Source organism: Pseudoalteromonas sp. XMcav11-Q (genome assembly GCF_040104525.1).
Lineage (GTDB): Bacteria > Pseudomonadota > Gammaproteobacteria > Enterobacterales > Alteromonadaceae > Pseudoalteromonas.
On sequence record NZ_JBECOX010000005.1, the window covers coordinates 399546 to 415182 of the forward strand.

Genomic DNA, 15637 nt, shown 5'->3' on the forward strand with positions numbered 1-15637 from the left:
TGCCTATGAAAAAGCCTAACTTTGAACAGACTATCGAGATTTTTTGCCTGGTTATTTGGTTGCTGTTCACCGTGCTCAGCGCTTTTTTTATGGTCATCCTTGAGGCATCAACACTCAGTGTTATCACCTACTTTATCCTTGTCCTTTGTCCGCTCGCACTGCTGCTGTATCATTTTAAACAGCGCGTAATACAACCTTTTTATCACCTCTCAACCACCATAGAGGCGATCAAAAACGAAGAGTATGGGCAGCGCTTTTACACCTCTGACAGCTCAGGCACTCTTCACAGTTTGCAGCAGGAAACACAGCAATTATGTCAGCAGCTGCAATCATTCAAATCAGAGCGAGACCACCAAGCCATATTACTGTTCAGACTCATTGAACAACTGCCCAGCCCCATCGCGATTTTCGATAACAATACTGCACTGGTGCATGCCAATGAAGCCTTCTCAAATTGGATTGGCAAACCATGGCAAAGCCTTCGTTTATTAAAAGCGCATAAGTTTAGCCTTGAGTATCATAGTGGTCATTGGCACTTTAACCACCCCACCTTAGGTGATGAGTGGCAACTTCGCTATAGCGAACTTACCATTGCAGGCATGCAGGCGCACTTAGTGCTCTTAACCGATGTGCAAGCGGTTGTCAGTCAAGCTCAGCGCGACGCTTGGCAAAAAATGATCAGAGTGCTCAGCCACGAAATTCATAATTCTCTCTCGCCGATTAAGTCACTTGCTCAAACCTTGATAGAAATTCCCACCACGCAAGAAAATCAAGCCGATTTTGAACAAGCGCTTGGCGTGATTGTGCAGCGCAGCGATGGCCTGATGTCATTTGTTAATCGCTATGCAAGCGTTGCAAAACAGCATCAACTTCATATAGAAGCGATATCAATAAGTGACTTACTAACGCCGCTCGTAGGGCTTTTTGACAATCGCGTGAGATTAACCATTGAACAGAACTTTACGCTGCAAATTGATCAAAGCTTACTTGAACAGGCACTTGTAAACCTGATTAAAAATGCCTTGGAAGCTGGAGGTGAGCGCAATACTGTTTATGTCAAAGCGTACCACAATCATAAATTCGCAGGTATTGAAGTACTCGATGAAGGTCATGGCATAAAGAACGCTGACAACCTATTTGTACCTTTTTACACCACTAAAGCAGCGGGTAAAGGGATTGGTCTCATCTTAGCTAAAAATATCGTTGAACAGCATAACGGAAAACTGAGCTTAACCAATCGTAAAGATGCGCAAGGCGCAATTGCTCATATTCAGCTTCCACTGGTGGCAGTGAATAAGTGAGTGTTCACCGCCACTTCTAGGCAACATTTATTCAGACATTTTAAGCATCGTAATCAACTGACGGCCAGCAGCAATGGTATTGGTTTCACCACTATAGATGTTGCCGCATTCTTTCGATTCAAACTTTGCTTTAGTCCAAACAAGTAATAATAAGTGTTAACCGATTAACTTTGAGCCCTCGTAAAAGTGCTGCCGATGCTCAAGGTAGCGCATCCACACTCTATCCATTTGCGACTGATATAATTTTGCGCCATGTTTGTAATCCGTACCGTGCAACAGCAGCATATCCGCAAGTTGCATGCTGCTGGTCATGGCATGCAACATACCTTGCGAAGAGAGCGGATCAAAGCTCATGCTCGCATCACCCACCGCATACCAGCCTTTTGCTGCGCAACTATCCAAACGGGCCGAATTTGCACTTACCATTGGGTGCAGGTGTGCTGTTTCTATATTCACCAAGTCCACTAAGGTGTTAAATCCCCTCACCTGCTTTACTTTGGCTAAAAAATCTTGAGCGTTGGTAATGTTGCACTTTTTGATCGCATCAGCGCAAGCCTGCCAAGAAAACACCCGAGGCTGCATATTAGGATCGAGTGAAGAGCATGCCGCGCTCGGCGCACTATACCACCAGCCATTTTCTTCATCGCTTATCACCGCAAACTGTTTCGTCGTGGCAACCTCTGCGGTAAGCCACAGTGCCATTTGCTTATCAAACTGTTGTAGTTTTGCACCGAGTCGCCTCGCCAGATGACAGGCGCGACCGGTGGCATCAATAAGCAGTGTTGTCGTGATAGACATGTCAGTGTCGCAACCTTCAACCCTAACTTGCCACCCTGATTGTGTTTGCACCACATCAGTGAGCTTTGTAGGAGATAATAAAGGGATACCACGAAGCACTAATTGATCACGAAGCTGCTGTTCAAAATGCTGCCTATGAATGTGCCACCCCAAACCATCGGGGTTTTTAACGTTATCCACTATGGTAGGCGATTCACTACCCCAAAACGAAATCATACCGTGACAAGTGAGATGTTCCGGGCTTTGTAGTAAGTGCAACAAGTTAAGCTTTTTGAGAATTCTAGACGCCGCAGGCGGTAAACACTCGCCCACTTTGTCTTTAGCTGCGGCGAGCTTATCGACTACTATCACCTGATAGTGAGGATGCAAGGCAAGTGCAGCAATGCATCCTGCAATGCCTGCACCTACAATTACAATATCCGATTTCCTTTCAGCCATATTAGCCCTTATTATTTGCGATTCCGGCGGTGTGCTTTGTCGGTTTGTGACAAATCAGGACGACAATCTCGCATGCTTTCATTACGACTTGTTGTCAGCAGTTTTTCTGCTTTGTGATCAGCTTTGACTGGTGTTAACCCTACTTGCATGGTGGTTGGAAAACCTGTTACGCCTTTTTCTGTCTTCGGTAATACCACCGCCAATTGACCAAACCCAGTGATCATACTGTTGATCTGCTCAATATAGTTGTTTGAAGGGCCTATCGGCAAATCGTTTAGCCACAGCTCCCGGTCATTAAATGCTGCTTGTCGCTCTGCAAATGGCCTAGTTTCATCAACTACCCTGTGATAATTTTGCTCGCTAAGCATATTATTTGGCACTCGTGCAGGCCAAAAGGTCGGTAAATAAGGGTCGTAAGCTTCATTGTAGCCATCGCGACAACTCGCGGTATCTGTTTGCCAAGGAATGGCCATCCAACGCGTAATGCCACCAGCAACCTGCCCCGTTTTTAATGGGCCGCTCGAATGCAGCGCGATTTCTGATGTCATTTCCACGCCATAATTGGTGCCGTGGGTCGGTGCAGTATCTTCTGAATGCTTAAGACGGAAAGCCTCGCTATACATGCCCGCTGTACGCATTGGCCAAGTCATTTCACATCCAGGATGGAAAGCATCCGCTAAACAGAACTCCATCGCCGCTTTAGTTAACATCTCTGGTTGCTCAGCAACCGGAATTTCATCAATGCTGGTTGGGGGGCGATAACAAGGGTCGTAATCAGAATCAAATTCGCCATTCGACCACTGCTGTAACATATTCAACTGAATTTCTGTCAGGGTGACAAACTGCCTTGGCGAGTCATCGGCATCTACACTCATCGCATCGCCGTACAACCAAGGCCACAGCTGCGGTGCGGTAGCAGCAAATTTAGGGTTCCAACTATGTTTTTCATCCGCTGTGGTGACTTTTTCTATCTGTCTAAAGTTATTAAAGAGATTACGTCTTGCTTCTTGCCATGTGCGTGAGTTGTCATTTAAACGGCTGATCCAAGTCTCTGAAGTAAAATCAAAGGGGCTATTCCAGCCAAACCCTGCGGCAAATCCCGCATTAACCCATTGTAAATCGGTTAACCTTTGGAAAATTGGCAGAATGTCTTTACTAAAGGAGGGGTTACCTTCAGGTGCTGGTAGCATCTTGGCATCAACTGCAACCTGGCGCATTAAATCCCACATGGTTCGCGGAGATTTTTGCACTGGCGCGTAATCTGGTGGCGCACAAATAACCCATGCAGGTTTCACATCAAGTGCTTTGCCTTGATATTTCACCTCAGCAGTTACAGGGCCGTCCGAAGTATCGTCGTACCAGCCTTCATTATTACCGAACGTGATCGCCTCGTGGCCTTGAGGATTTTCTGACACCCCGTGTCCACCAAGCATAAGTAAGCGGCCCTTGTCATCGGTACGCATTTCGCCTAAGTACACTTTTTTACCAGCAAAGCATCCTTCAAAGCGACTACAACCACACCCAGAAGCAATACCACTGATCTGCTGCGCCCCACCATCAATGAGCAAGCTGTCACGGTCATTTACATTGAGGTTGCGCAGTAAACTCGGCTCGGCCTCCATCGCCTCTGGAATATCCAACGCTAATTGAAACTCATACCAAGATGCTTTTTGATTAGCCAAGCGAGCATGCCAAATGATAGAAGCGCCATCGTCGCAAGTGAGTTCTTTAACGATGTTGCCCTCGGCGTCCAATCCATAAATACGAAAACGCGCGGCTTGGCGCTTCAACGCTCCCGTGCTATCGCGATAGTAATTCATATCTCTTGGAATGGCGGTATCGACCTCAGGGCCAATAAAAAATTCTTCAGGGCTGTTACCAACCCGCATTACACCTATGGGTGGGTATATGGCAGCTGAAACAATGGGGTTTTGATTGCAGTGATGTGACATGTTGTAATCCTTTTTACAGTGGTTCAATTCATGAAGCATTACTGCAGTGTAGAAGCTATTTCTGACTTAAACCATTACATCGAATTACAACTTAAACACGAAAATATTTTGCTTAATCTAAGATTTGGATAGGGAATGTTCTAACTCATTGTTGTTAAAGTACAACTTAATTTACCTCCTAGTCTAACCAGAGAATTTTAGGGAAAACACCGCTTCCGCATCCTTCTCTCGCTATGGTGCCAGCTTCCTATAAGCAAGGCGAATTTGCTAACCAATATAGCTATTGGTTAGTAATTAAACACCGTTTGCACTGGAACTGACTGCTAGAAAGGTATTAACTATCCACAACTCAAGTTAATTAGCGAAGGAACTTATATTTTTTATATCATGTAGTCCACAACATTGCAGCACAGGAAGGCTTTCTCTAAAATACATCTAACTTAAAAAAGAGATTGGAAACTCATGGCTCAATATATTTATACCATGTCGCGGGTGAGCAAAGTTGTGCCACCTAAGCGCACTATTCTGAAAGATATTTCTTTATGCTTTTTCCCGGGCGCTAAAATTGGTGTTTTAGGCCTTAATGGTGCAGGTAAATCGACCTTACTTCGCATTATGGCGGGTGTGGATAACGAATTCGAGGGCGAGGCACGTCCGCAACCTGGTACTAAGATCGGTTACCTACCGCAGGAACCTGTACTAGACGAAAGCAAAACCGTTCGTGAAACGATTGAAGAAGCAGTTGGCGAAGTTAAGCGCGCCCTGAATCGATTAGACGAAGTGTACGCAGAGTACGCAATGGAAGACGCTGACTTTGATGCGCTAGCTAAAGAGCAAGGCGAATTAGAAGCTATCATCCAAGCACATGACGGCCACAACCTAGATAATGCGCTTGAGCGCGCTGCCGATGCGCTTCGTTTACCAGAATGGGATGCGAAAATTGAGCACCTATCAGGTGGTGAAAGACGCCGTGTTGCTATCTGCCGCCTGTTACTTGAGAAGCCAGATATGCTGCTTCTTGACGAACCGACTAACCACTTAGATGCCGAGTCGGTTGCGTGGTTGGAGCGCTTCCTTCATGACTACGAGGGCACAGTGGTAGCGATCACCCACGACCGCTACTTCCTAGATAATGTAGCAGGCTGGATTTTAGAGCTTGACCGTGGCCATGGTATTCCGTGGGAAGGTAACTATTCTTCATGGCTTGAGCAAAAAGATGCACGTTTGAAGCAAGAAGAAAAATCAGAGAAAGCACGCCAGAAGTCGATTGAAAAAGAACTTGAATGGGTACGCTCAAATCCAAAAGGTCGTCAAGCTAAGTCTAAAGCACGTATGGCGCAGTTTACCGAGCTTCAGCAAAACGACTATCAAAAGCGTAACGAAACCAACGAGCTATTCATTCCACCTGGTCCTCGCTTAGGCGACCAAGTGATTGAAGTGAGCAACTTACGTAAGAGCTTCGGTGACAGATTGTTGATTGACGATTTGAACTTCAACGTACCTAAAGGTGCAATTGTTGGGATCATCGGTGCAAACGGCGCGGGTAAGTCAACGCTGTTTAGAATGCTAAGCGGTCAAGAGCAGCCAGATAGTGGTAACATCACTATTGGTGAAACGGTTGAAATCGCCACTGTTGAACAGTTCCGTGATGACATGGACGGTAATAACACCGTATTCCAAGAGATCTCTAACGGCCAAGACATTCTTAAAATTGGTAACTTTGAAGTACCAAGCCGCGCCTATGTTGGCCGCTTTAACTTTAAGGGCAATGACCAACAAAAGTTTGTAAAAGAGCTGTCTGGTGGTGAGCGCAATCGTCTGCACTTAGCAAAACTACTAAAAGCAGGCGGTAACGTACTGTTGCTGGATGAACCAACCAACGATCTAGACGTTGAAACGTTACGAGCCCTAGAAAATGCGATTTTAGAATTCCCGGGCTGCGTTATGTGTATCTCGCACGACCGTTGGTTCCTAGACCGTATCGCGACCCACATTCTAGACTACCGTGATGAAGGCCAAATCAACTTCTTTGACGGCAACTACACTGAATACGAAGAATGGTTGAAGAAGACCTTTGGTGCTGAGGCGGCAGAGCCTAAACGTATCAAATATAAGAAGATTGGCTAACAATTAAAACATTAGTCTATCAACGATGATAATCTAAGGCTCTTCGTTAGGAGCCTTTTTTATTTTTTAATACTTGCTTAGCTTTATTCATGCCGCACTGTGGAGGCAAGTCGCAAATCAAATTGCAGTAGCAATCCCATCCAAGCGGCGTAATTTATTGTCATTGTTAGTAGCGAGCACAATGATATAAGCTATTCTTTACCTATACGGACTATTAGGATCAGTAATGAAAGAACGTCGACGTTTTTCCAGAGTTATTTTTTCAAACGAGGCACAGTTTATGGCCTCAAGCGGTGATTTTAGCTGCGAAATCTTGGATTTGTCGCTCAATGGCGCATTACTCACCCTGCCCGATGGCTATGTGCCACTTAAAAACGACCCTGCAAGTTTAAACTTTTATCTACCTGGTAGTGATATTCAAATTACAATGGAGGTAGAGGTTCGTCACGTTGAAGAAGGTCATCTAGGTGTACATTGCCGCCAAATAGATCTCGATAGTGTGACGCATTTAAAGCGCCTTATTGAACTTAACCTGGGAGATGATGATATACTTCATCGCGAGCTAGAGCAGCTCACCTACGATGATGATTAATACCAATTCGCTTAATTAAGCTAATTGATATTAGACGGATCGATTTTACACTTATGTTAAGAATTTCTGTTGATGAACACCCACACTGGCGTGAACAAGCAAAAGCCCACGGCTTTGAGTTTCATACTATGCTTGGTGAAAAGTATTGAGACGAAAGTGCATATTATCAATTTACGTTAAAGCAAATTGAGCAAGACTTGGAAGATCCAAGTGACGAACTCCACCAAATGCGCTTACACCTTGTCGATTTAGTGTGTAATGACGAGTCTCTTCTGCAACCGTTTGCTAATCCTGAGTCTCAATGGGAATTAGTGACTCGCTCATGGCGTCATCGAGACCAAGCGCTCTATGGTCGCTTTGATTTTAGTTACGATGGAAAGTCACCAGCCAAGCTGCTGGAGGCCAATTTCGACACGCCCACCAGCTTATTCGAAACGGATTACTGGTAGTGGCTTGAAGAACAGGTAAAAGCCGGTAAGTTACCACGTAATGCGGATCAATTAAATGACCTTCAAGAAGCGCTGATAGAGCGCTTTTATCAACTGCATAAATGCTACCGTGGTGCTCCCCTACACTTTTCTTGCTGCAAAGAAAGCTTTGACGACTTGGGCACCATTCAATATATGCGCAGTTGCGCGATGGAAGCCGGACTCAAAGCGAAACAAGTTTTTATCGAAGATATCGGATTTGATAACCAACACTTTGTCGACCTTGATGATTCAAAAATCCAATGGATGTTTAAGCTATACCCATGGGAATTTATGTTTCAAGATGAATATAGCGAACAATTATCGGAAGCAAAAGTGCAATGGCTAGAGCCTCCAAGGAAAGCGATTTTATCTAATAAAGTAATCTTACCTTTGCTATGGCAAACCTTTCCAAATCACTCAAATCTGTTACCGGCATACTTTGAACAGGACAAGCATAAAATTGCAAGTAGTGAGTCCGACTATGTGAAGAAGCCATTATTTTCTCGTGAAGGCGCGAATATTGAGATCCGAAAAGATCAACAGCTGCTTGCACAGTCTGCAGGTGGATATGGCGAAGAAGGTTATATTTATCAAGCTTACTCACCTTTACCCAAATTTGCAGGCTTCAATACGCTCATCGGCTCATGGATTGTCGGCGATAAAGCAGTTGGAATTGGTGTCCGTGAAGATAAAAGTCTGATCACCCAAGATCTTAGCCGTTTCTTACCCCATATCATTGTTGGCTAAACTCATTGAACATTAAATAACTTAGTCGGTATGGAACAAATGTGTTCCATCTCTCAAATTAGTGTTCAGCCGAGAATAAAAGCTTATTAAATTCATGCCATTCGTGCTTTTTTAGACAAACACTTGGCAAAACCCGCCGCAAAAATTAACACAAACTTAACCAGTGTACTAAAGTAGTAACTGGGTTTTGCATCAAGTTGAGAAAACAATACCTGGCTTGTTGCAACAAATTTTTGGGAAGTGCACTCAACAGGTTGGAATGCATAGATACGTTATAGATCACTTAGCGAGCTAGGAAGTAATGCCAATTGGTATAAAAGCAGTCAGCCTCAAAAGTGTGAGACATCGTCGACTAAGGAACTCACATGACTCACTACAAAATAGGTACAGACATTAGTCAAAAACCCATTCCAGAAGCGGTCAAAGTCGCAGTGATAGGGGCTGGCATGTCTGGTTTGTATAGCGCTTGGCGATTACAGTGCGAAACAGACGTTGATGACTTCGCCATTTTTGAGCGCAGCAACCGCACAGGTGGAAGATTGGACTCAGATCTTATCCATTTCAGAGATAACCGCGCAGGAGCAAAGCCTGACAGCACCATTACAGTCAAAGAAGAACAAGGTGGTATGCGGTTTCTATTTGAGGGTATGGATGACCTAATGGCCCTCTTTCTAAAGTTAGGCCTAGAAGATCAGATAGTCCCGTTCCCCATGAATAGCGGCGGTAATAACCGGCTCTACTTTCGCGGTACCAGCTTTTCGGTAAACGATGCCGAACAAGACGACTATCATATTTGGTCGGCACTTTATAACCTCGACCCAAACGAACAAGGTGTTAATCCCAAAGACATTATTAATGTTGTTTTTAATCGTATCTTGCAAGTGAATCCACAGTTCGATTCAAGGCCAGAGGTTCGCGGCCCAGAGTTTTGGCAGGATTTCCGTCTGCAATGTCAATGGCAAGGTGAGCCACTATGTAATTGGTCTTTGTGGGATTTACTCACTGATATGGGTTATAGCCAAGAATGTATCACCATGCTGTATCGTGTTTTGGGCTTTAATGGCACCTTCTTATCGAAAATGAATGCGGGGGTTGCCTATCAGCTTTTGGAAGACTTTCCTGCAGATGTCGAATTTAGAACCTTTAAAGACGGCTTTAGCACCCTGCCAAACGCGCTTGTGGATAAAATAGGTAAAGAGAAGATTTACCTGCAAACGAGCATCGATAGCATCGCCTTTGATAAAGCAGACAATCTTTATGTACTTAAGTACACCAAAACCGAGCAAGACGGACAGATAAGCGAAGGAAAATTTAAAGCTGAAAAGCTTATTTTAGGGCTGCCAAGGCTCGCGCTTGAAAAGTTGTTCATAGCGTCAGATGTATTCAAACAGCTACCAAAGCAGCGGCGCGATGCGTTATGGGATACATTGCAAAGCACAAGCAACCAACCGCTCCTGAAGATTAATTTATATTACGACACTGCATGGTGGGGAACCGGCATGACAGGCCGCCCAGCTGTCAGCTTTGGACCTAACTTTGCCGATTTACCAACGGGTTCTGTTTATCCCTTTTATGCTTTAGATGATGAACTCGCAGCCGCGCTTATGTATAACGAGCGTCATGCCGAGCCTAACTCTGAAACCCAACACAAACTCGAAGGGATAGAAGCCGCTAAATACAGTCGCCCAGCCGCATTGACTATTTACTGTGATTATCTAAATATTAATTTTTGGAGTGCACTGCAAAATAAAGGTGAGCTTTATCATCACCCTCGTGAGTCGGAACTCGTTGAATCTATTCCCAGTGATATATTTCCAGCCTCGGAAGCGGTTGTACGACAAGCGACACAATTCTTTAAAGACATTTTTAATACACATTATGTTCCACAGCCCACCCTCACAAGCGCTCGAATTTGGGAAGGGAACGTGAATTTCAATGTCCCTGAAAATCTTCAATTTGGTTTTGGTGTACATCAATGGGCGATTGGAGCGAATGATAAAGACGTCATCGAAGATTTAGTAGAGCCGTTGCCAAATCTGTTTACCTGCGGTGAAGCTTACTCTGATTATCAGGGCTGGGTAGAAGGCGCATTACGTTCGACAGATTTAGTGCTACAAAAAGGGTTTGGCTTAGCGCCACTAAGCGAAGTCTTTGAAACAGACCAAGGCTGTAGCTCGTCAGAAGCAATACAAATCGCCTATCGAAAAATTGCTAATGAAATGATTATGGAATATATCGATCCTAATTTTTCGCCAAATACTAAAGACAAAGTAACGCTTGCTGATGCCAATAGTGTGCTTGGCGTCAACCTCAGTTATTTCGATAAGCCCTAACCCGCCTCTCTAGTAACGAGGAGTTTTTTACTCCTCATTATCCCTACCTTGCAGAACTAATTGATAGTTTTCGATCAACTAAAACCGTTCCGGCGTATTTCAAGTTAGTCCAAGCTCCGCTGATCTGAGCCCTGTGATAAGTATTCTACGCTTTTGTGATAAAAACGTGATAACTCCGTGAGCCTATCTCAATATCTTGCAGCCATGATAAGGAGACTGTTAATCCTAATAAGAAGAGTACATCATGAAAGCAAAAATCCTGACAACATTAGTCGCAACGTGTTTATCAAGCGCTGCGTTGGCACAAGACCTTGAAGTAAAAATCACTAACCTCACTCACGGTATTTACTATACGCCTTTACTGGTGGCTGCTCATAATCAAGATACCGCTCTTTTCAAACTCGGTGAGCAAGCTTCTGAAGCATTGCAAGCCATGGCCGAAGGCGGTGACATTTCAGCTTTAGGACAAATCCTCGAAAGCTCAAACGCCAATATGGTCGCCAACCCAGCTGAGGGGCTACTTGCACCCGCAGGCTCTACAATGGCGATGATATCTACCAGTGAGGGAAATACGCATCTTTCAATTGTGGCAATGCTACTTCCTACCAATGATGGATTTGTAGGATTAAATGCGTGGCCTATTCCAAGCGCTGCCGGCACCTATGAAGTTTACCTTAATGCCTATGATGCGGGTACTGAAGCGAATAATGAATTGGTTGTCGAAGGCTCTGGTGCACCCGGTATTTTAGGGATCCCGGCATCGCCAGGTGCAGCTCCTGGAACTCAAGGTGCTAGCGTCACAGCAAGTGAAGAAAACACCATGGTCCATATTCACAGAGGCAACGTAGGTGACAACGAGCAAGTCGGCGGTAATAGCGATCTGCATAACACCGTGCACCGTTGGTTAAATCCCGTAGCTAAAGTAACAGTAACCGTAAAATAAGGGGGAGCTATGAAAGCGAAATTAGCATTAATTGCCATGTCTGCGCTCCTGCTCAGTGCATGTGGAGACAATGACAATAATATGGTGATGCCAGAGCCTCCGGTTGAGCCAGAGCCAGTTGAGTATGAGTTTGCCATCACTATCACGAACCTTACACATGCACAGCCTATGTCACCAATTGCAGCGCTGCTTCATCAGTCTGGTCATTACTTTACTGTCGGCATGCCAGCGAGTGAAGCATTAGAGCAACTTGCAGAGGGCGGAAATAACAGCGACATCATAGCCGAAGAGATGACACAAGCATCCGTCTCAACGGATGGACCTTTAGGCCCCGGTGCGACAACCAACCTTTCCATCAAAACTACAGACCTTTCTGAGCTTAAGTTATCGCTATTAACCATGATGGTGAATACCAATGATGGATTCTCCGGTCTAAATGCTATAGACGTCTCTGCGCTGCTAGTAGGCGAGATGCAAATGTATCGAACACTTGCCTACGATGCTGGCACTGAGCTGAATAGCGAAGCCGCGGGAACCATACCAGGCCCAGCAGATAGCGGTGAGGGCTTTAACGCAGAGCGCAACGATAATCACAACATGGTGACGATGCACAGTGGTGTAGTTGGTAGTGATGATGGACTCCAAAGTTCAACGCTCACTAGTGTCCATAAATTTGATAACCCACTGCTTGCAGTCACTATCGAGAGAGTTAAATAGCCTATGCGCAAACGTCTGCCATAGGCGTTTGCGCTTTCATAAAGGGCTATTTATGTTAGAAAACGTGTTGCTAGTTGAAGATGACTTAGACATAGCGAGATTACTCCAAGTGCATTTAGAGGAGTTAGCTTTAGAGGTCACGCATGTTGCCGACGGCAGTCAAGTATTGTCGGCTGCTAAAGCGAACGATTTTGCCGTGATTTTACTGGATTTAATGCTACCTAATATGGATGGACTAACCCTTTGTCGAGAGCTTAAGGCGCTTTACCCTATGAGTAGTGTCATCATCGTCACCTCAAAAAGTAGCGATATCGATAGGATCATTGGACTAGAAGTTGGTGCGGACGACTATATATGCAAGCCTTTTAATACGAGAGAGTTGCAAGCAAGAGTGAAAGCGCAGCTACGCCATGTAAGGCAACTTAAGCAACCAATACAGACTGAAAATGCGGACTTCCCAAACGATAAAATTGCAGTTGGGAGCCTAGTTATCGATGCCTGTTGTCATGAAATTTCGTTGGCTAATGTTAGATTAGACCTTACCGCAACTGAATTTGAGCTGCTGCAGTTTTTTGCTAAACACCCAAATCACGTGTTTTCTCGAACCCAGCTATTAGAATCAGTATGGGGCTACCAACACTCAGGATACGAGCATACCGTTAACTCCCATATTAATCGTCTGAGGGCAAAGCTTGAAGCTATTTCAAATAATACGGTGATAGAAACAGTATGGGGTGTTGGTTACAAATTAAATTCAGCCTCTCTTTACGGGCAAAGCGTATGAAGCTCTCACTCTACAAAAAACTCGCACTGATCTTATTTGTCACTTTCGTTGTCATTGCAGCGATTTTTGTGTGGTGGACCCAAGCGCTATCTCAAGTCTCTAAGTCTCAAGCAGAACAACAATTACACCTCGCACTTGCGACCCATCTTGTTGACGATAATCCCCTAATAAAAGAGGGAGTGTACGACTATGACGGTTTGAGTAATCTATTTCACACCTTGATGATCTTAGGCCCCTCATTCGAGTTTTACTTCGTCTCCCCTGAAGGTAAGTTATTAACTTACTCTGCCGCCCCTGGAGAGGTTAAACGTCAGCAAATTGATGTTACCCCTTTAAAAAAACTCCTAAAGAGCGATAGCCAACTACCTGTATTTGGAGATGATCCGAGGAGCGTTAACGGCAGTAAAATTTTCTCTGTAGCCCCTGTATTTAATCAAGATATTTTGCAGGGTTATCTATATATCATCATCGGCTCATCAAAATACGATAGTATTATTGAGCAACTAAAAAATTCAGACAAGGTGATGCTTGGTGTAAGTTGGTTATTAGGCACTTTGTTCTTTTTGCTGGTTGTCGTCCTGCTACTGCTTAATAAAATCACTAAGCCCGTGTCCAGATTGACTCAATATATAGATCAAGTCAGCCAAAACCAGTTTAATATTAGTCGTGATGCCCAAATAAATTGGCCCGAAGAACATGACGAGATCCATCAGCTGGGTCGCAGCGTCAATGCTATGCTGGATAAAATTCAGCAGCAATTAACTACACTTAACCTCAAAGATGAACAACGTAAAGAACTACTTTCACAGCTAAGCCACGATCTCCGCACACCACTTGCCTCGCTTAAAGGTTACATTGAACTGATAGAAAAACAAACAAGTGACACAAATATCGTTTCGCACATCGAAATTGCCAGTAAAAATATAAATCAACTCAATCATCTTATCGCGCAAATTTTTGAACTCGCCCACCTAGAAGCAGGACATACCAAACTTCATATTGAGCCCTTTAATCTACTTGAACTTATGTATGACGTTGCGGCTAAATTTACATTGCAAGCTAAACAGCGCGGAATAACCATCTCAATAAGCCCGAAAGCAAGCGAAGTTAGTGTATACAGTGATATCGGGAAATTAGACAGGATTTTATCAAACCTCATCGATAACGCTATCAGACACACTGATGCTGGTGGCGAAATACAGCTCACATTACAGCAGCAACAAGATATTGCTTTAGTGAGTGTTAATGATACTGGCACTGGGATAAGCGCCGCTGATCTTCCCTATATATTCGACGCTAGCTTTCAGGCCAAAAATAGCCTAAGTAACCGCAAACACAATGCAGGGCTAGGCCTTGCGATCACAAACGAGCTCGTTAAATTATTAAAAGGAAATATTAGCGTATCAAGCAAGCTAAACCGAGGTTGTAAATTTACAATTACACTGCCACTTTGATTTGCTAATTCTCCTTCTTTAGGTACCTACAGGAAAGTAGCATATTCTAGACGTATAGATATACAAATCGGTGGATAAACCACCTCCTACCATATTGCACTTTGCTTATGCTGTAGTGAGAGCGAGTTTATCTCGAGAAGGTGATCACTTTGTAGATTGGGAAAGCCTTCAGCGTTTTCGACTTGGATGTGTATGCATACAAATCGGCGGGTAAACCGCCTACCACGTCGCACTGTGCTTATGCAGAGGTTGGAGCGAGTTTATCTCGCGATGTATTGAACTAAAAATGCAAAAAACCCATTACATTAATGTAATGGGTTTCTTTAATTGGGCCCTGACGATGTTCTACTTTCACATGGGTAATCCACACTATCATCGACGCTGTTTTGTTTCACTTCTGAGTTCGGCATGGGGTCAGGTGGTTCCAAAACGCTATGGTCATCAGGAAAATACTGTTTTTTAGTTCTTATTTTTATATTAAATTTGGCCCTGGCGATGTTCTACTTTCACATGGGTAATCCACACTATCATCGACGCTGTTTTGTTTCACTTCTGAGTTCGGCATGGGGTCAGGTGGGTCCAAAACGCTATAGTCACCAGGAAAACTGGGTGCAAATGTCTAATGACATCGTGCCTCGCACGAGCATTCCATTTGCGCAAGGTGAACCGATTTCGCGATACCGCTTAGGTTGGTCACCTTGTTTAATTCTTAAATCCGGAAAAGCTATTAAATTCTTTTGTCTACTTTAGTCTATTAACTTCTGTTAGCTAAGGCCTCCATGGATGGAGGTCATGCTAGGAATTGTCTGGAACAATTCTAGTAAACCACTTTGGCGTTGTATGGTTAAGCCTCACGGGTAATTAGTACGAGTTAGCTTAATGCCTCACAGCACTTCCACATCTCGCCTATCAACGTTGTAGTCTTCAACGGCCCTTCAGTTGACTCTAAGTCAAAGTGAGAACTCATCTCGAGGCCTGCTT

10 protein-coding genes, 3 rRNA genes and 1 pseudogene are annotated in these 15637 nt (G+C 44.3%); 9 read left to right on the forward strand and 5 right to left on the reverse strand.

The genetic code is table 11. The features are described from left to right. Nucleotides 1-5: 5 nt before the first annotated feature. The gene (locus ABMY45_RS11090; RefSeq protein WP_349288896.1) at nucleotides 6-1301 is read left to right on the forward strand and encodes an ATP-binding protein; all 1296 of its coding nucleotides are present in this window, start codon (nucleotides 6-8) and stop codon (nucleotides 1299-1301) included. Between the two features lie 156 nt (nucleotides 1302-1457). Here the strand turns inward: ABMY45_RS11090 and ABMY45_RS11095 are convergent, their stop codons facing one another. Both ABMY45_RS11095 and ABMY45_RS11100 read right to left on the reverse strand, forming a co-directional pair. Then, the gene (locus ABMY45_RS11095) at nucleotides 1458-2537 is read right to left on the reverse strand and encodes a tryptophan 7-halogenase (protein WP_174168461.1); all 1080 of its coding nucleotides are present in this window, start codon (nucleotides 2535-2537) and stop codon (nucleotides 1458-1460) included. A gap of 11 nt (nucleotides 2538-2548) precedes the next feature. Continuing rightward, entirely contained in the window at nucleotides 2549-4489 is a 1941-nt protein-coding gene (locus tag ABMY45_RS11100) for a LodA/GoxA family CTQ-dependent oxidase (RefSeq protein WP_349288897.1), read from the reverse strand. A gap of 462 nt (nucleotides 4490-4951) precedes the next feature. Here ABMY45_RS11100 and ettA point away from each other — a divergent pair, with 462 nt between their 5' ends. From ettA to ABMY45_RS11140, 8 genes and pseudogenes are all read left to right on the forward strand, one after another. Continuing rightward, nucleotides 4952-6616, forward strand: coding sequence for an energy-dependent translational throttle protein EttA (gene ettA, locus ABMY45_RS11105; RefSeq protein WP_010604458.1), 1665 nt, complete (start codon nucleotides 4952-4954; stop codon nucleotides 6614-6616). Nucleotides 6617-6842: 226 nt separating this feature from the next. Next, nucleotides 6843-7208 (forward strand): PilZ domain-containing protein, encoded by a 366-nt coding sequence (locus tag ABMY45_RS11110; RefSeq protein ID WP_010378318.1) that lies wholly within the window; start codon nucleotides 6843-6845, stop codon nucleotides 7206-7208. Between the two features lie 53 nt (nucleotides 7209-7261). Continuing rightward, nucleotides 7262-8425 (forward strand): annotated as a pseudogene (locus ABMY45_RS11115) (glutathionylspermidine synthase family protein). Between the two features lie 365 nt (nucleotides 8426-8790). Further along, a complete protein-coding gene (locus tag ABMY45_RS11120; protein WP_174168459.1) occupies nucleotides 8791-10758 on the forward strand; it encodes an FAD-dependent L-amino acid oxidase in 1968 nt (655 codons plus the stop codon). Between the two features lie 244 nt (nucleotides 10759-11002). Further along, nucleotides 11003-11701: a spondin domain-containing protein gene (locus ABMY45_RS11125; protein ID WP_174168458.1), complete on the forward strand. Its 699-nt coding sequence runs from the start codon at nucleotides 11003-11005 to the stop codon at nucleotides 11699-11701. A 9-nt stretch (nucleotides 11702-11710) separates the two neighbouring features. Continuing rightward, nucleotides 11711-12418, forward strand: coding sequence for a spondin domain-containing protein (locus ABMY45_RS11130; RefSeq protein ID WP_206471235.1), 708 nt, complete (start codon nucleotides 11711-11713; stop codon nucleotides 12416-12418). 52 nt (nucleotides 12419-12470) lie between these two features. Beyond that, complete coding sequence (locus ABMY45_RS11135) at nucleotides 12471-13202, forward strand: response regulator transcription factor (protein WP_206471234.1); 732 nt, start codon at nucleotides 12471-12473, stop codon at nucleotides 13200-13202. Next, nucleotides 13199-14656 carry a HAMP domain-containing sensor histidine kinase gene (locus tag ABMY45_RS11140; RefSeq protein ID WP_349288898.1) on the forward strand — a complete coding sequence of 486 codons (1458 nt, stop codon included), beginning with the start codon at nucleotides 13199-13201 and terminating at the stop codon, nucleotides 14654-14656. The genes ABMY45_RS11135 and ABMY45_RS11140 overlap by 4 nt, the downstream gene beginning before the upstream one ends. Nucleotides 14657-14988: 332 nt before the next feature. Here the strand turns inward: ABMY45_RS11140 and rrf (ABMY45_RS11145) are convergent. From rrf (ABMY45_RS11145) to ABMY45_RS11155, 3 genes are all read right to left on the reverse strand, one after another. Continuing rightward, nucleotides 14989-15102: ribosomal RNA gene (rrf, locus tag ABMY45_RS11145) — 5S ribosomal RNA — on the reverse strand. Nucleotides 15103-15143: 41 nt separating this feature from the next. After that, nucleotides 15144-15257: ribosomal RNA gene (gene rrf, locus ABMY45_RS11150) — 5S ribosomal RNA — on the reverse strand. A gap of 239 nt (nucleotides 15258-15496) precedes the next feature. Continuing rightward, nucleotides 15497-15637, reverse strand: a 23S ribosomal RNA gene (locus ABMY45_RS11155); the annotation flags it as partial.